This is a genomic window from Rhodococcus sp. OK519 (assembly GCF_003051005.1).
In the GTDB taxonomy this organism is placed as follows: domain Bacteria; phylum Actinomycetota; class Actinomycetes; order Mycobacteriales; family Mycobacteriaceae; genus Prescottella.
Genome location: NZ_QAOW01000004.1, coordinates 181905 through 196841 on the forward strand (window position 1 = coordinate 181905; position 14937 = coordinate 196841).

15 protein-coding genes are annotated in these 14937 nt (G+C 67.9%); 3 read left to right on the plus strand and 12 right to left on the minus strand.

Annotated features, from left to right (window positions below):
* Window positions 1–8: 8 nt before the first annotated feature.
* The 3 genes from cobM to C8K36_RS13200 are packed head-to-tail and all read right to left on the minus strand — an operon-like array spanning window position 9 to window position 2751.
* Window positions 9–758, minus strand: coding sequence for a precorrin-4 C(11)-methyltransferase (gene cobM / locus C8K36_RS13190; protein ID WP_107984946.1), 750 nt, complete (start codon window positions 756–758; stop codon window positions 9–11).
* Complete coding sequence (gene cbiE / locus C8K36_RS13195; RefSeq protein WP_420910882.1) at window positions 755–1999, minus strand: precorrin-6y C5,15-methyltransferase (decarboxylating) subunit CbiE; 1245 nt, start codon at window positions 1997–1999, stop codon at window positions 755–757. Before cbiE ends, cobM begins: the two co-directional genes overlap by 4 nt.
* Entirely contained in the window at window positions 1996–2751 is a 756-nt protein-coding gene (locus tag C8K36_RS13200; protein ID WP_107984948.1) for an SDR family NAD(P)-dependent oxidoreductase, read from the minus strand. The genes cbiE and C8K36_RS13200 overlap by 4 nt, the downstream gene beginning before the upstream one ends.
* Window positions 2752–2795: 44 nt before the next feature.
* On the opposite strand from C8K36_RS13200, the gene C8K36_RS13205 reads away from it, so the two are divergent.
* Together C8K36_RS13205 and C8K36_RS13210 are read left to right on the plus strand one after the other, a co-directional pair.
* The gene (locus C8K36_RS13205; RefSeq protein ID WP_107984949.1) at window positions 2796–3209 is read left to right on the plus strand and encodes a PPOX class F420-dependent oxidoreductase; all 414 of its coding nucleotides are present in this window, start codon (window positions 2796–2798) and stop codon (window positions 3207–3209) included.
* Window positions 3210–3315: 106 nt separating this feature from the next.
* A complete protein-coding gene (locus tag C8K36_RS13210; RefSeq protein ID WP_258195398.1) occupies window positions 3316–3810 on the plus strand; it encodes a hypothetical protein in 495 nt (164 codons plus the stop codon).
* Between the two features lie 13 nt (window positions 3811–3823).
* Here C8K36_RS13210 and C8K36_RS13215 read toward each other — a convergent pair whose 3' ends face one another.
* Window positions 3824–4987, minus strand: a complete 1164-nt coding sequence (locus C8K36_RS13215; RefSeq protein ID WP_107984951.1) for a M24 family metallopeptidase — start codon at window positions 4985–4987, stop codon at window positions 3824–3826.
* 37 nt (window positions 4988–5024) lie between these two features.
* Here C8K36_RS13215 and C8K36_RS13220 point away from each other — a divergent pair, with 37 nt between their 5' ends.
* Window positions 5025–5969 (plus strand): 5'-3' exonuclease, encoded by a 945-nt coding sequence (locus C8K36_RS13220; protein ID WP_107984952.1) that lies wholly within the window; start codon window positions 5025–5027, stop codon window positions 5967–5969.
* A gap of 18 nt (window positions 5970–5987) precedes the next feature.
* Here C8K36_RS13220 and C8K36_RS13225 read toward each other — a convergent pair whose 3' ends face one another.
* The 8 genes from C8K36_RS13225 to pafA form a co-directional block, all read right to left on the minus strand.
* A complete protein-coding gene (locus tag C8K36_RS13225; protein WP_107984953.1) occupies window positions 5988–6704 on the minus strand; it encodes a DUF4333 domain-containing protein in 717 nt (238 codons plus the stop codon).
* A gap of 147 nt (window positions 6705–6851) precedes the next feature.
* A complete protein-coding gene (locus C8K36_RS13230; protein ID WP_107985190.1) occupies window positions 6852–7115 on the minus strand; it encodes a DUF1876 domain-containing protein in 264 nt (87 codons plus the stop codon).
* 118 nt (window positions 7116–7233) lie between these two features.
* On the minus strand, window positions 7234–9930 hold the full coding sequence (locus C8K36_RS13235) for a DEAD/DEAH box helicase (protein WP_107984954.1): 2697 nt from the start codon (window positions 9928–9930) through the stop codon (window positions 7234–7236).
* Window positions 9927–10880, minus strand: coding sequence for a twin-arginine translocase subunit TatC (tatC, locus tag C8K36_RS13240; protein WP_107984955.1), 954 nt, complete (start codon window positions 10878–10880; stop codon window positions 9927–9929). The genes C8K36_RS13235 and tatC overlap by 4 nt, the downstream gene beginning before the upstream one ends.
* 70 nt (window positions 10881–10950) lie before the next feature.
* The gene (gene tatA, locus C8K36_RS13245; protein ID WP_107984956.1) at window positions 10951–11223 is read right to left on the minus strand and encodes a Sec-independent protein translocase subunit TatA; all 273 of its coding nucleotides are present in this window, start codon (window positions 11221–11223) and stop codon (window positions 10951–10953) included.
* A gap of 228 nt (window positions 11224–11451) precedes the next feature.
* Window positions 11452–12453, minus strand: a complete 1002-nt coding sequence (locus tag C8K36_RS13250) for a helix-turn-helix transcriptional regulator (protein WP_107984957.1) — start codon at window positions 12451–12453, stop codon at window positions 11452–11454.
* A complete protein-coding gene (locus C8K36_RS13255; protein WP_107984958.1) occupies window positions 12450–13463 on the minus strand; it encodes a WYL domain-containing protein in 1014 nt (337 codons plus the stop codon). The genes C8K36_RS13250 and C8K36_RS13255 overlap by 4 nt, the downstream gene beginning before the upstream one ends.
* A 90-nt stretch (window positions 13464–13553) precedes the next feature.
* The gene (gene pafA, locus C8K36_RS13260; protein WP_181319534.1) at window positions 13554–14912 is read right to left on the minus strand and encodes a Pup--protein ligase; all 1359 of its coding nucleotides are present in this window, start codon (window positions 14910–14912) and stop codon (window positions 13554–13556) included.
* Window positions 14913–14937 lie beyond the last annotated feature (25 nt).

Sequence of the window (14937 nt, forward strand, 5' to 3'; positions counted from 1 at the left end):
GTGGGATCTCAATGCGTGGTGCGTGAACGCGTCGCCGAGTACAGGTAGCTGTCGGGGAAGCCCGCGGCCGCGAGCACCCGACCCACGATCACCACGGCGGTTTTCGTGATCCCGGCGGCGTGAACCTGGTCGACGAGCGTCGCGAGTGTGCCGCGAAGCACGACCTCGTCGGGCCGACTGGCGAACGCGACCACGGCTGCCGGGCAGTCCGACCCGTAGTTCTCCGACAGTTCCTCGACGATCTGCTCGATCCGGTGCGCACCGAGGTGTACGACCATCGTGGCGCCGCTGCGCCCGAGTGAACGCAAATCCTCCCCCGGCGGCATCGCCGTCGACAGCGTCGACACCCGGGTCAGCACGATCGACTGCGACACTCCCGGCACCGTCAGCTCACGACCGAGAGCGGCGGCAGCCGCGGTGAACGCGGGAACACCAGGAACGATGTCGTAGGCGACGCGTGCCGCGTCGAGTCGCCGAACCTGCTCGGCCACCGCTGAATAGATGGACGGATCCCCTGAGTGCAGCCGCGCGACATCGAGACCGGCCGCGTCGGCGGCGATGATCTGTTCGACGATCTCGTCGAGGCTCATGCGGGCGGTGTCGATCACCTCCGCATCGTCCGGGCACAGCGTCAGCAGCTCGACGGGCACCAGGCTGCCCGCATACAGACACACCGGGCTCTCGGCGATGATCCGCGAGCCACGCAGCGTGATGAGGTCCGCGGCGCCCGGTCCTGCTCCGATGAAGTGGACTGTCATTGCTCTTCCCTTTCGGTGCTGTGCGGCTTGACGACCGACCACTGCGCCACCGGCAGTTGCGGCCGCCACGCCGTGAATCCGCCCAGCGGTTCGCCTCGGTAGATCTGGAACTTGCGCAACTCGCCCCCGAGTCGTGAGAACCACGTCAGGACGAATGCCTCCGACTCGGCGGTGACGGCGTTGACGACCATCCGTCCGCCCGGGCGCAGGCGGTCCCAGCAGGCGTCGAGCAGGCCGTCCTGCGTCACGCCGCCACCCACGAAGATCGCGTCCGGGCTGGACGGCTCGACGGTGAAGGCCGCCGGTGCCGAGCCGAGCACGCGCAAAGCGGGAACACCCAGCTGCGACGCGTTGTCGACGATCTGCGCGACGCGCGCGTCCTCGCGTTCGAAGGCGATCGCGCGGCACCGCGGATCGGTACGCATCCACTCGATGCCGATGGTGCCGGATCCGCCGCCGACATCCCACAGCAGTTCGCCCGGAGCGGGTGCGAGCGCCGAGAGTGTGAGCGCCCGCACCTCGTGCTTGGTCATCTGCCCGTCGCCCCGGAAGGCGGCATCGGGCAGGCCCGGCGTCCGGGTGAGCCGCAGCGCCGAATCCGATGCCCTCAGCTCGAGCGCGATCACATTGAGCGGATCACCGGGCGCCCGGTCCCACGTCGCGGCAACGCCGTCGGCGATGTTCTCGGCCGGTCCACCCAACTGCTCGAGGACCACCATTGTGCTGTCGCCGAAACCGCGCTCGTCCAACACGCGGGCCACCGCAGCGGGTGTCTGCTCGTCGTTACTCAGGACGAGCACACGCTGACCGGCGCTCAGGCTCGCGGCCAGCGTCGACGCCTCGCGATTGACCAGGCTCACGGTCGTCGTCTCGTGCAGCGGCCAGCCCAGCCGGGCGCACGCGAGCGACACCGACGACGGGTGCGCGATCACCTGCAGCCGCTGGGGACCCAGAACGCGCCCGAGCGTCACACCTATGCCGTGGAACATCGGGTCACCACTCGCGAGCACACAGATTCGGCGCTCGCGATGCTCGTCGAACATTCCTGCCAGCGCGGGCAGCATCGGCGACGGCCACGGCACGCGCTTCGCCTCCGACTCGGGGACCAGCGACAGTTGCCGGGTCGAGCCCATCAGCACCTCGGCGTTCCGGACGGCCGCCTGCGCACGTGGAGACAGACCGTCCCAGCCGTCGGCGCCGATACCCACGACGACGATCGGATCGATCACACTGGGAGTCACCGGGGCATCCGCCGCCAGACGAATTGCGGCAGCAGCCGCATCCCGAAGATCACGGGGCGGAGGAGCCCGGGCACCCACACGCGTTCGCTGCCCTTGCGCAACCCGTGCGCGACCGCGTCGGCGACCTGTTGTGGGGTGCTCGAGAACGGAGCCGGCTTCATGCCCTCGGTCATGCGCCCGATGACGAAGCCCGGGCGAACGAGCAACAATCGCACCCCGCTGCCGTGCAGGGCGTCCGAGAGTCCGCTCGCGAAACCGTCGAGACCGGCCTTCGCCGAGCCGTACACGTAATTGGCGCGCCGCACACGAGCCCCCGCGACCGACGAGAACACCACGATCTGACCGGATGCGCGGGCCCGCATCAGGTTCGCCAAGTGCGTGAGCACGCTGACCTGCGCGACATAGTCGGTGTGTACGACGGCGAGCGCGTGCCCGGCATCCTGCTCGGCGCGGGCCTGGTCGCCCAGCACCCCGAACGCCAGCACAGCCACGCCGATAGGGCCGTACTGTTCCGCGATCGCCGACATCACCGCCGGGTGGTCGGCGACGCGGTCCGCGTCGAACTCGACACAGTGAACCGCCGACGCGCCGGCATCGACCATCGCGGCGCGTTCCTGCTCGAGGTCGCCGCTGCGCCGGGACGCGAGCACCACCACGCGACCAGGAGCCAGCCGCTGCGCGACCTCCAGTCCGATCTCGCTGCGACCGCCGAGCAGCACCACCGAGCCTGGTGCGTAGTCCGTGTCACTCATGACTCCAGTGTCCTGGATTCGCAGCGCTCGAGTACCGTCGGGGCATGGCCCGAACCCCGTCCGATCCCTCCCACCTGACCGACGAGGCTGTCTCGTTCCTCACCGAACGGCACCTCGCGACCCTGACGACGCTGCGTAAGGACGGAACGCCGCACGTCGTGGCGGTGGGATTCACGTGGGATCCGGAACGCCGAATCGCCCGGATCATCACGAACGACGCGTCACAGAAGGCGCGCAATGCCGACCGTGGCGGCTACGCCGCCGTCAGTCAGGTCGACGGTGGACGCTGGCTCACCTTGGAGGGCCCCGCTCGGGTGATGTCGGATTCCGCGTCCGTCGCCGAGGGCGTCGATCGCTACGCGGCCCGGTACCGGACGCCGCGCGAGAACCCGACCCGCGTGGTCATCGAGATCTCCGTCGAACGCGTCATGGGGTCCGCAATTCTCGTCGAACGCTGAAATCGCCTGATTTGCACTGGTATTCGGCTGTCGGGTTCGCGGTTACGACGCTCGGGTAGGCGGTACCGTGAGGGGACGTCACCAGCGCACCCGAACGGGGATGGCCATGACTACTCGACGCAATGAACTACCGCCGGATCACCGGTCCGGCGGACGCCGGGCCCTCCGATGGTCCGCGGTGGCCGCGGTCGCGGCGGGCACCCTGGCCGTACCCGCGACGGCGTACGCGCTCCCACCGCATCCGTTCGGCCCACCGGCCGTGACGATCGGCTGCGCCAATCAGGGCAGCCTGATGTCGTTGACGGGAGCCACCGGGCAGTCCGGGCCCGAGCAGACGCCGCCCATCGGGCCCGGCGAGATCCGGTTCGAGTCGTTCCCGGCGGCGCCCCCGATTCCGGCTGCCGGGCAGGTGACCGTCGCGTGGGTCAACCTCGACACCGGTGCGACGGGTGTCGCAGCGCTCGAGGGCGCCTACCCGTACTACTCGAAGACGGTGTACACCGGCCAAGGCAACGTCCGGGCCACCGTGTTCGGGACGATCGATCTGTGGAGCCTGCCGCTGTGTCAGTCGAATCCGACGTTCGGGAACTTCATCGTCTGACCCGCACCGACGTTCAGCCGGGCAGGATCGTGAGTCCGTGCGGCCGCTGGTTCATCGACTCGCACCCGTCCGCGGTCACGACGACGATGTCCTCGATCCGGGCGCCCCACTGCCCGCGGAAGTAGATCCCCGGCTCGATGCTGAAGGCCATTCCCGGCTCGAGGACGGTCTCGTTCCCGGCCACGATGTACGGCTCCTCGTGCACCGACAGCCCGATTCCGTGTCCCGTCCGATGTACGAACACCTCTGCCAGGCCGGCCGCCGCCAGCACGTCCCGCGCTGCGGCGTCGACGGACTCGGCGGTGACTCCGGGACGGACCGCGGCCACGGCTGCGCGCTGGGCCGCCTGCAGGACCGCGACCTGCTCGGCCACCCGGGACTCGGGATCGCCGAGCACGTACGTGCGGGTGGAATCGGAGTTGTAGCCCGGCTCGACCGGTCCCCCGATATCGATCACCACGACGTCCCCCGACTCGATGACCCGTTCGGACACCTCGTGATGCGGATCGGCGCCGTGCGGGCCGGATCCGACGATCACGAACGCGGCCTCGGTATGTCCCTCCGCGAGGATCGCTGCGGTGATGTCCGCGGCGACCTCCGCCTCGGTACGCCCCGGCCGCAGCCACTGACCCATTCGGGCGTGGACGCGGTCGATCGCAGCACCGGCCCGGCGCAGCGCGTCGATCTCGGCGTCGTCCTTGAGCATCCGCAGTTCGCGCAGAACGCCGGTCGCCAGCGCCGGGATCGCACCGAAGCGCCGTGCGAGCGGCACCAGGTGCAACGCGGGCATCGCATCCGTGACCGCGACGCGCGGGGTCTCCGGCAGTAGCGAAGACACCAGTTCGTACGGATCGACACCGTCCACCCAGTCGTGCACCGGCAGCCCCAGGTCACCGACGGCCGACTCGTCGAGCGAGGCCAGTTCGAGACGCGGCAGGACCACCGACGGCGGATTCCCGTCCGCCGGCACGATGAGACACGTCAGCCGCTCGAAGGAGTCGGCGCGTGAGCCGACCAGGTAACGCAGGTCCGGGCCGGGCGTGACCAGCAGTCCGTCCAGTCCGGAACGCCGCGCGATCTCGGCGGCGCGGGCCAATCGATCGGCGTAGACCGACGTCGGGAACCGGGATGCCTCGGCGTGATCGGGGGCGGCGCTCAGCGAACTCTCGGAACTCATGGGTATCAGGCTAGATCGATTTGGCAGGATGGGCCGCATGAGTGGGCCTTTGCTGCTGTTGGACGGTGCAAGTCTGTGGTTCCGGGCGTTCTATGCCCTCCCCGAGTCGATGACCTCGCGGGACGGTCGTCCCGTCAACGCGGTCCGCGGGTTCACCGACATGGTGGCCGCGCTCATCACGCGCACTCAGCCGTCGCGGCTCGCGGTGTGCCTCGACCTGGACTGGCGACCCCGGTTCCGGGTGGAGGCCATACCGTCGTACAAGGCGCATCGCGTGGCGGAGGAATCCGACGGCTCCGCCGAGGAGGTGCCCGACACCCTCACCCCGCAGGTCGACATGATCATGGACGTCCTCGCCGCCGCGGGGATCGCGACCGCTGGCGCCGAGGGCTTCGAGGCCGACGACGTACTGGGAACGCTTGCGGCGCAGGAGAAGAACGACCCCGTCGTGGTGGTCAGCGGCGACCGCGACCTGCTGCAGGTCGTCTGCGACGATCCGGTACCGGTCCGTGTGCTCTACGTGGGCCGGGGTCTGGCGAAGGCCGAACTGTTCGGCCCCGCAGAAGTGGCGGACAAGTACGGGGTGCCCGCCGGACGTGCGGGCGACGCCTATGCCGAACTCGCTCTGCTGCGCGGTGATTCGTCGGACGGACTACCCGGTGTGAAGGGAGTGGGCGAAAAGACAGCGTCCACGCTTCTGCTGCAACACGGTTCGCTGGAGAACCTGCTGGCAGCCGCGGGCGATCCATCCAGCGACGTCGCGAAGGGCGTGCGGGCCAAGCTGTCCGCGGCCGCCGACTACATCGACGCCGCGGTCCCGGTCGTCCGTGTCGTCACCGACGCCGACGTGCGCCTGTCGCGGCCCGACACCCTCGCGAGCAGCCCGGCCGATCCCGCCCGGCTCGAGCAGTTGGCGGCCGAACTGGGCATCGAGCGCTCGGTCGCGCGACTGCTCGCGGCGATGGCGGCCGAACGCGCCTGACCTGAACCCCTACCGGGGTCAGCTCGGGCGGCTGACCTCGTAGGTGCCCTCGTCGTCGGTGAACGTCAGCTTGACCGTCTTCTGTGAGCCGTCGACGGTCAGGGCGCACTCGAACGATGTGCCTTTCTCGACCTTCTGGCCGGACGGGCAGCTGACGCCGGTCACCGACCGTGCTCCGTAGGAATCGGTGACGATCTGTTCGACGCCACGCTGGGCGGCCTCCTGATCGAGGGTCTTCCCGCCGAGGAGTGCCGAGAGCAACCACGCCACCAGGCCCACCACGACGACCGCCGCGATACCGATCCCGACCCAGAGCATCGTTTTGTTCCGGCCCTGCCCCGGCACCGGCTGACCGGGCTGCTGCGGCGCCCACTGATTGATCGGCTGGCCGCCGTAAGGCTGGGGCTGCTGCGGGTACCCGGGAAACATCTGAGGCTGACCGGGCGCGGGAGCCCCCCACTGCTGGCCCGGATTCGGCTGGCCCTGGTTGTGCTGGGGCCAGCCCTGTGGCGACTGCCCCCACTGAGTTCCCGGCGCGGGGCCCGGTGCGCCCGGGTGCGCCTGCCCCCAGGTCTGCCCCTGCACCTGATCGGAGCCGCGGTACGGGCCGGCACCGCGAACGTCGGCCGGGTAGGCGTGCTGGGGGAACTGCTCCGCCGGAGCAGGCGCGCCTGCGCCCTCGACCGAACCTCCGTCGCGCGACCACTGGGTATTCGAGTCGTACGGGCCGCTCATGTCGTCTCCTCGTGTCCGGTCCGCGGCCGTCTACGCCGCAACGAAATGCCTCGCCGGCAGGCCCGAGACGACTGCCACACTACGCAGTACGTGCGACGACGGGGCACATTGCCCCGCGCTGTCCGTGTCGCATCGTGCGGCGTCCCGTCACTCCACCAGGTGGGCCTTCGCGTGCGTCACGGCCTCGATGTCACCGACCGTTGCATCGATCAACTGATGCGCGAGATCGGCGAGTGCGCGAGCGGTCGACAACTCGTCACCGATCGACGGCACGTTCCGATCGACCGGATTGCGCCGGGCTTGGCCGACCCCCACGATCGTGGACTCTGCCATGTGCAGGCGTGCCGTCGACCTGGTCTGCGCCTCGTGCTCGTCGATGGCGATGTCCACCGACCACGTCTTGCCGTCCATCATCTTCTCTCCTCTCGCCGGCGCAGACGTCACGCACGAGTCTGCGCGAGTTGCGCCCGTACGAATCAGTCAACGACGGTCGAGAGAGAAAAACCAGAGCGGGCGGACGCCGACTGCGTCAGGTGGCCGCGATCGCGACCACACCCCGGCGGATCGATCCGATCGCCCGCGCAGCCGCCTTGGCGACCGCCGGATCGGGCGCCGTCGAATGCACCTGGTCGAGGAGATCGATCACCTGCCGGCACCAGCGCACGAAGTCACCGGCAGAAAGTTCCTTGCCGCCCGAACCCGCCGCGAGGAGAACGTCCACCAGGGGTTCGTCGTTGGCCCACCGATAGATCGCGGACACGAATCCCGAATCCGGTTCGCGGGTGACGGGCAGCTTGTGCCGGATCTCGTCGGCCTGCAGGCCGCCCCACACCCGCACTGTCTCCGCGAGCGCGTGCCGCAGCGGCACGGTGGGCCCACGATCTGGTGCGTCCGAATCCTGCCGTGACTCGTACACCACGGACGATACGACGCCGGCGAGTTCGGCAGGCGTCAGCCCACTCCAGGCGCCCCGCCGCAGACACTCCGCGACCAGCAGATCGCTCTCGCTGTAGATCCGGCCCAGACGCTGTCCGTCCTCCGTCGCCTTCGGGTCCTTGCCTTCGGAAATGTAGCCGCGTTCGGTGAGGAGCGACACGATCCGGTCGAAGGTGCGGGCCAGCGAATTGGTGGTCGCCGCTGCCTTCTGCCGCATCGAATCGGTCTCTCGGGCGAGCCGGTTGTACCTCTCGCCGATACGGCTCAACTGCTCCCGATCAGAACGCGAATGGCACGGGTGATCGCGCAGCGCCTTGCGGAGCGCGATCACCTCACTGTCTTCACGCCCACCCTTGACCCGCTTGGTCTTCCGCGGCGGGACGATGCCGGTCGATCGGAGCGCCGACGCCAAGTCGCGGCGCACACGAGCCGTGCGGTGATCGACGTGCCTCGGTAGACGCAGATGTCCGAGGGATCGGACCGGCACCGGGAAATCCGCGGCGCTGACCTTGCCCGCCCACTTGTCCTCGGTGAGCACCAACGGGCGCGGATCGTTCGGATTCTGGTCCGGTTCGAGCACGACGGCCAACCCCGAACGCTTGCCGACGGGAATCGCGACGACGTCACCGCGACGCAACCCCACGAGCGACGCCACCGACGCACCGCGGCGATCGGCGCGGCCCTGCCGCTCGAGCATGCGTTCGCGACTTCGCAGTTGTTCCCGGATCCCGAAGTACTCGAAGTACTCCCCATCCACGCCGCCGAGTTTGTCGCGAAGCTCCGCCAGCGCGGCCTCGTTGCGTTCGATGCCGCGGGTCAGCCCGACAACGGACCGATCCGCCTGGAACTGTGCGAACGATCGTTCCAGGAGTGCCCGGGATTCCGCCGAGCCCATCCGGTCGATCAGATTGATCGACATGTTGTAGCCGGGCCGGAACGAGCTGCGCAGCGGGAACGTTCGGGTCGATGCCAGACCGGCGACGTCGGTGGGTTCGACGCCCGGCTGCCACAGCACGACGGCATGACCCTCGACGTCGATGCCGCGCCGACCGGCCCGACCGGTCAGCTGGGTGTACTCGCCCGGCGTGAGCTCGGCGTGGGTGTCGCCGTTGTACTTGACGAGTCGTTCGAGGACAACGGAACGCGCCGGCATGTTTATACCCAGCGCCAACGTCTCCGTCGCGAACACGGCGCGCACCAGACCGTTGACGAACAACTCCTCGACGGTCTCCTTGAACGCCGGCAGCATCCCCGCATGGTGGGCAGCGAATCCCCGTTCGAGAGCCTCGCGCCAGCCCCAATAGCCGAGCACCTCCAGATCCGGGCGCGGCAGGTCACGAGTGTGCTTGTCGACGATCTCGCGGATCTGCACGGTCTGTTCCGGCGTCGTCAGCCGCAGCTTCGACCGGACGCACTGTGCGAGCGCAGCCTCGCACCCGGCGCGGCTGAAGATGAACGTGATCGCGGGCAGCAGCCCCTCCTCGTCGAGGCGGGCGATCACCTCCGGCCGAGGAAGTGGCCGGAAGTCGTTGGACCGGTAGTTGCCGCGACCGCGGGGCTCCCATGAACTCTCGCGGTCGAGCGCGAGCCTCTGCTTCACGTGACGCACGAGGGAGGGATCGACGACCAGTTGACGCGCAGCCCCCTCGGCGACCTTGGCGTCGAAGAGGTCGAACAGGCGCCGACCCACGAGGATGTGCTGCGAGAGCGGAATCGGCCGGGTCTCGTCCACGACGATCGTCGTGTCGCCGCGGACCGTCTCCATCCAAGCGCCGAATTCCTCGGCGTTGCTCACGGTGGCGGACAGGCTCACCAGTCGCACGTCTTGCGGAAGGTGCAGGATCACCTCCTCCCACACGGCGCCACGGAACCGGTCGGCGAGGTAGTGCACCTCGTCCATCACGACGTGGGACAGGCCCCGCAATGCCGGCGAATCCGCATAGAGCATGTTGCGGAGCACCTCGGTGGTCATGACCACCACCGGCGCATCCGAGTTGATGCTCGTGTCACCCGTCAGTAAGCCGACGGCGTCACTGCCGTAGCGCTCGGCGAGTTCGTTGAACTTCTGGTTGCTGAGCGCCTTGATCGGCGTCGTGTAGAAGCACTTACGACCCGACTCCAACGCCAGGTGCACCGCGAACTCACCGACAACTGTCTTACCTGCGCCGGTCGGCGCGCACACCAGCACCCCGTGGCCTGCCTCGAGGGCCGCACAGGATTGAAGCTGGAAGGGGTCGAGCGGGAAGCTCAGCTGCGCGGTGAAAGAGTCGAGCCGGTTACTCACAGTCACAGTGTGTCCGTGTAGTCCTGCGCGGCCGCAGTCGGAGCGGCGGACGACTGAACGGGAGCGGTGTCCCCGATCGGCGTGGGTTCGGTGATCGACGAGGCGTCCTCGTCGTCCAGTGCGCCCCAGTTCTCTGTTTCACGACGCGCCTTGCGGCTGTCGTTGATCCGCGAGATTTGGACGGCGATCTCGAACAGGACGGTCAGCGCCAACGCGAGTGCCAGCATCGAGAACGGGTCCTGACCCGGTGTCGCGACCGCGGCGAAGACGAACAACGCCATGATGAGACCGCGGCGCCACGCCTTGAGTTTGGCGTACGGCAGCACACCGACGACGTTGAGCGCGACGATGAGCAGCGGAATCTCGAAGCTGACGCCGAAGATGATCAGGAGATTGATCACGAAACCGAAGTACTGGTTGCCGCTCAGCGCAGTGATCTGGACGTTGTCGCCGATTGTCATCAGGAAGTGCAGAGCCTTGGCGACGACGACGTAGGCGAGGACCGCGCCGGCCATGAACAGCACCGACGCGCCGACGACGAAGCTGATCGCGTACTTGCGTTCCTTGGAGTACAGGCCGGGGGTGACGAATCGCCAGATCTGGTACAGCCAGACCGGGCACGCCAGGACGATTCCCGCCGTCAAGGCAACCTTGAAGCGCAGCATGAACTGGTCGAACGGGCCGGTCGCAAGCAACCGGCATGCGCCGTCGGAGCTGAGATCCGCGCGACTCGACGAGGGCAGCGAACAGTACGGGCCCCGCAAGAGTTCTCCGAGGCTCTCGATGCCGAGGATCCGGGTCGAGTACCAGACGAATCCGATGATCGTCGTCACGATGACCGCCGCGACCGCGAGCAGAAGTCGCGTCCGAAGCTCGTAGAGGTGATCGATGAGCGACATCGTGCCGTCTGGATTTGTCCTGCGCCTGCTCCGACGCGGGTCGAACGGAATTCGCACTGTGGGCCCTAGCCTTGATCAGCCGGACACCGGGGTGAGTTCGTCACCCCGGTGTGTGGTGGTACGTGGACTAGGCCGACTTCGGCTCGGTGTGCGACTGCGGAGTCTCCACGACCGTGACATCGACCGTCGGGGACGGAAGCTGACCGGTGGGCGCAGCAGGCGGCTGAGTCGCGGCGTTCGGCGTCGTGTTGCCCTCGTTCTGCATCTCCTTGACCTCGCTCTTGAAGATGCGCAGCGAGCGTCCGAGTCCGCGAGCCGCATCGGGCAGCTTCTTCGAGCCGAACAGGATGATGACGACCAGGGCCACAATGGCCCAGTGCCAGGGGCTCATGGCTCCCATAGTTACCTCCAGGTATCAGATGCCAACGATGCTACCGGACGTGTGTGCGTCGATCTTGCGGTAAATGTCCAGTTCACCGTGACGTTACAACCAACCGGAGCTGCTGCTGCGCAATCGGCCGAGCCGTTAACGAAGCAGTAATCCGAAATTACACTTTCGGACGCTTCCACGGTGGCGGATCGGGGTCATCGGCCACCGCACACGCGTCGTCGACACGAGAGCCCGACGTCATGCATCCAGGGCGTCGTACGCGTCCAAAGCTGCTCGCGCCCGCCGTCGAACAGCCTCGACCAACTCGGGCGGATCCACGACGCGCGCACCGGACCCGAATCCCAGCACGAGGCGCGCCATCCATTCCTGGGAGCCGTACCGCATGGTCGCCTCGACTGAACGATCCGGCAAAGTCCGCACGGGTTCGAGTGGATAGTTTTCCAGGATCCAGCCGTGGTCGGGCGCGATCTGCAGCACCGCGAGGGGCAGGTCCGCGTCCGCACTGAACAGCTCGAGGTGCTCGTCGGTCCCGAGCGCCTGAGTTGGGGGCTCGGCAGGCTCGTCCAACTCGACCGCGGCATCGATCCGGTCGAAACGGAACAGGCGCACGCCCTCGGCCTGACGGCACCACGCCTGCAGGTACGTGTGGTCGTCGAGGAGCAGCGATCGGATGGGGTCGACTACCCGCTCGGTGAGTGCGTCACGCGACGCCGAGTAGTAGGTCAGCCGCAGCGCTCTGTCGCGCTGCAGCGCGTCCCGGACGGTGGCGGCGACGGGGTTCTCCGGTGCCGCCCCGCCGCCGTCGACGCCGCCACCGCCGACTCCGCCGTCGCCGTCGTCCGAACCCGCACCCTCGCGCCGCGCCGCACTGCCGGCGGCCGATTCGATCTTCGCGATCGCGCCCTGTGCTGCGGACGGATCCACCATGCCCGGCATCTCGGCCAGCGAGCGCAGCGCGATCAGCAGCACAGTCGCCTCGGTCGACGTCAGCCGCAGTGGCCGATCGATACCGGCCGAGAAGACCACCGCCACGGTGTCACCCTCGAAGGACAGGTCGATCAGGTCGCCGGGACCGTAGCCGGGCAGCCCACACACGAACAGTTGCTGCAGGTCCTTCGTCAGGTTCGGGACGCTGACACCGAGTTCCCTCGCTGCGGCCTCCTTGCTGATCCCCGGATTCGCGATGAAGTACGGAACCATGTTCAGCAGTCGCGCCAGACGCGACAAACCGGCCGTCATCGAACCTCTCCCCCTTCGTCGGCCGCGAGCTCGACGTCCGCCGCGAACCGCAGTTTCTCCTTGACGTCCGCACGCAACGATTCCGGCGCGAGAACGAGCGCGTCCAGCCCGTGGCCCGCGATGAGCCGCGCCGTCCAGCCCCACGACCGAACCGGTATGTCCAGGACGGCTCCGGCACGGCCGCCGAGTTCGCGCGCCTCACGAACGGTCCCGAGCCGACGCAATTCGAAGGCCCGGCCGTCGGCCACCCAGACCGTCGCCGTACCGGTCACGGAGCCCGCCCCGGTCACCGAGTCGACGATGTCGCGCAGGTCGACGTCCGCAGGCTTGCGGACCGCGTTCTCCGGACCCACCGCGTGGACCGGTTCGCTGATCCGGGACAACCGGAACGTGCGCGTCGCGTCACGGTCGACGTCGTGGCCCACGAGATACCACCGGCCGTGCAGGGTCACGACGCCCCACGGCTCGACGGTCCGGTCCACATAGGGTTCCGTGGGAGCGCTTCGGTGCCGGAAACTGACCGCCTGGCCGGCGTCGATCGCCTCGAGCAATTGCCGCAGCGCCGATTCCGAACCGCGGGTGCGTGCGGGGACGGCGGCCACAGGAACAGCGTCGATGTCTGCGTCCACCTGAACCCCCGCGGCCCTGAGCTTCATGAGCGCGCTCTGGGAGGTCGACATGAGTTCGGGTGATCCCCACAGCCGGGCCGCCACCGCGACCGCGGCCGCCTCACCGCTGTCGAGGTCCACCTCGGGCAGCTCGTACGCCGTGCGGTTGATGCGATAGCCCTCGACGGTGGAGAACCGGTTCGCCGGCCCCGTCTCGAGCGGAATGCCGAGGTCACGGAGTTCACTCTTGTCCCGCTCGAACATCCGGTTGAACGCCTCGTTGCTCGGCGACTCGCGGTACCCCACGACGCTCTCACGGATCTTCTCGGCGGTCAGAAACTGTCGCGTCGACAACAGGCAGATGACAAGGTTCATCAGCCGCTCGACTTTGGAGGTCGCCACGCCGAGAAGAGTAGCGGTCCTACCCCCGACCGGACGGTAACAAAACGGTCGTTTCGTTCGCAGGGTCGCCGAACGAACCGATGGGCGCGGTCACATCGAAGCGATGAGCCGCTCGACCCGTTCGTCGACCGAGCGGAACGGGTCCTTGCAGAGCACGGTCCGCTGCGCCTGATCATTGAGCTTGAGGTGCACCCAGTCCACCGTGAAGTCACGGCCCGCGTCCTGTGCGGCGGCGATGAACTCGCCGCGCAATTTCGCACGGGTGGTCTGCGGCGGGGTCTGCACGGCCGCCTCGATCGTCTCGTCCTCCGTCACCCGCTTCGCGAGGCCCTTGCGCTGCAACAGGTCGAACACACCACGACCGCGCTTGATGTCGTGGTAGGCCAGGTCCAGCTGGGCGATCTTCGGATCCGCCAGATCCATGCCGTACTTGTCCTGGTACCGCTGGAACAGCTTTCGCTTGATGACCCAGTCGATCTCGGTGTCCACCTTCGCGAAGTCCTGGTTCTCGACGGCGTCGAGGGTGCGACCCCACAGATCGACCACCTGGTCGACCTGTGGATCCCGCTCGCGGGTACGCAGATGATCGACCGCGCGGGAGTAGTACTCCCGCTGGATGTCGAGCGCACTCGCCTGGCGGCCACCCGCGAGCCGAACCGGTCGACGGCCCGTAAGGTCGTGGCTGACCTCGCGGATCGCACGAATCGGGTTGTCGAGGGCGAAATCACGGAACGGAACTCCGGCCTCGATCATCTCGAGAACCAGGGCGGCGGTGCCGACCTTGAGCATCGTCGTGGTCTCTGCCATGTTCGAGTCGCCGACGATCACATGGAGCCGCCGGTACTTCTCGGCGTCGGCATGAGGTTCGTCGCGGGTGTTGATGATCGGCCGCGAACGGGTGGTGGCGGACGACACGCCCTCCCAGATGTGTTCGGCGCGCTGCGACAGGCAGAAGGTCGCCGCCTTCGGCGTCTGCAGGATCTTGCCGGCGCCGCAGATCAACTGGCGCGTCACGAGGAACGGCAGCAACACGTCGGAGATCCGGGAGAACTCGCCCGCTCGGACCACGAGGAAGTTCTCATGGCACCCGTACGAGTTTCCCGCCGAGTCGGTGTTGTTCTTGAACAGGTAGATGTCGCCGCCGATGCCTTCCTCGGCGAGCCTTTGTTCGGCGTCGACAAGAAGGTCCTCGAGCACGCGCTCGCCCGCCCGATCGTGGTTCACGAGTTGCAGCAGGCTGTCGCATTCCGCGGTCGCGTACTCGGGATGTGACCCGACATCGAGATACAGTCGCGCCCCGTTGCGGAGGAAGACATTGGAACTGCGGCCCCACGAGACCACCCGCCGGAAGAGGTAGCGGGCAACCTCGTCCGGACTCAGCCGTCGATGACCGTGAAAGGTGCAGGTGACACCGAACTCGGTCTCAATTCCCATGATTCGTCGCTGCACACTTCGACAGTACAGCGCGGAGGCC

Coding starts and splice junctions, on each gene's coding strand:
- C8K36_RS13205 (WP_107984949.1), top strand. CDS start 2,796: ATGGCCCGAACCCCGTCCGATCCCTCCCACCTGACCGACGAGGCTGTC.
- C8K36_RS13230 (WP_107985190.1), bottom strand. CDS start 7,115: ATGGACGGCAAGACGTGGTCGGTGGACATCGCCATCGACGAGCACGAG.
- C8K36_RS13210 (WP_258195398.1), top strand. CDS start 3,316: ATGACTACTCGACGCAATGAACTACCGCCGGATCACCGGTCCGGCGGA.
- C8K36_RS13220 (WP_107984952.1), top strand. CDS start 5,025: ATGAGTGGGCCTTTGCTGCTGTTGGACGGTGCAAGTCTGTGGTTCCGG.
- C8K36_RS13225 (WP_107984953.1), bottom strand. CDS start 6,704: ATGAGCGGCCCGTACGACTCGAATACCCAGTGGTCGCGCGACGGAGGT.
- C8K36_RS13215 (WP_107984951.1), bottom strand. CDS start 4,987: ATGAGTTCCGAGAGTTCGCTGAGCGCCGCCCCCGATCACGCCGAGGCA.
- C8K36_RS13200 (WP_107984948.1), bottom strand. CDS start 2,751: ATGAGTGACACGGACTACGCACCAGGCTCGGTGGTGCTGCTCGGCGGT.
- cobM (WP_107984946.1), bottom strand. CDS start 758: ATGACAGTCCACTTCATCGGAGCAGGACCGGGCGCCGCGGACCTCATC.
- C8K36_RS13250 (WP_107984957.1), bottom strand. CDS start 12,453: ATGACGGCCGGTTTGTCGCGTCTGGCGCGACTGCTGAACATGGTTCCG.
- tatA (WP_107984956.1), bottom strand. CDS start 11,223: ATGGGAGCCATGAGCCCCTGGCACTGGGCCATTGTGGCCCTGGTCGTC.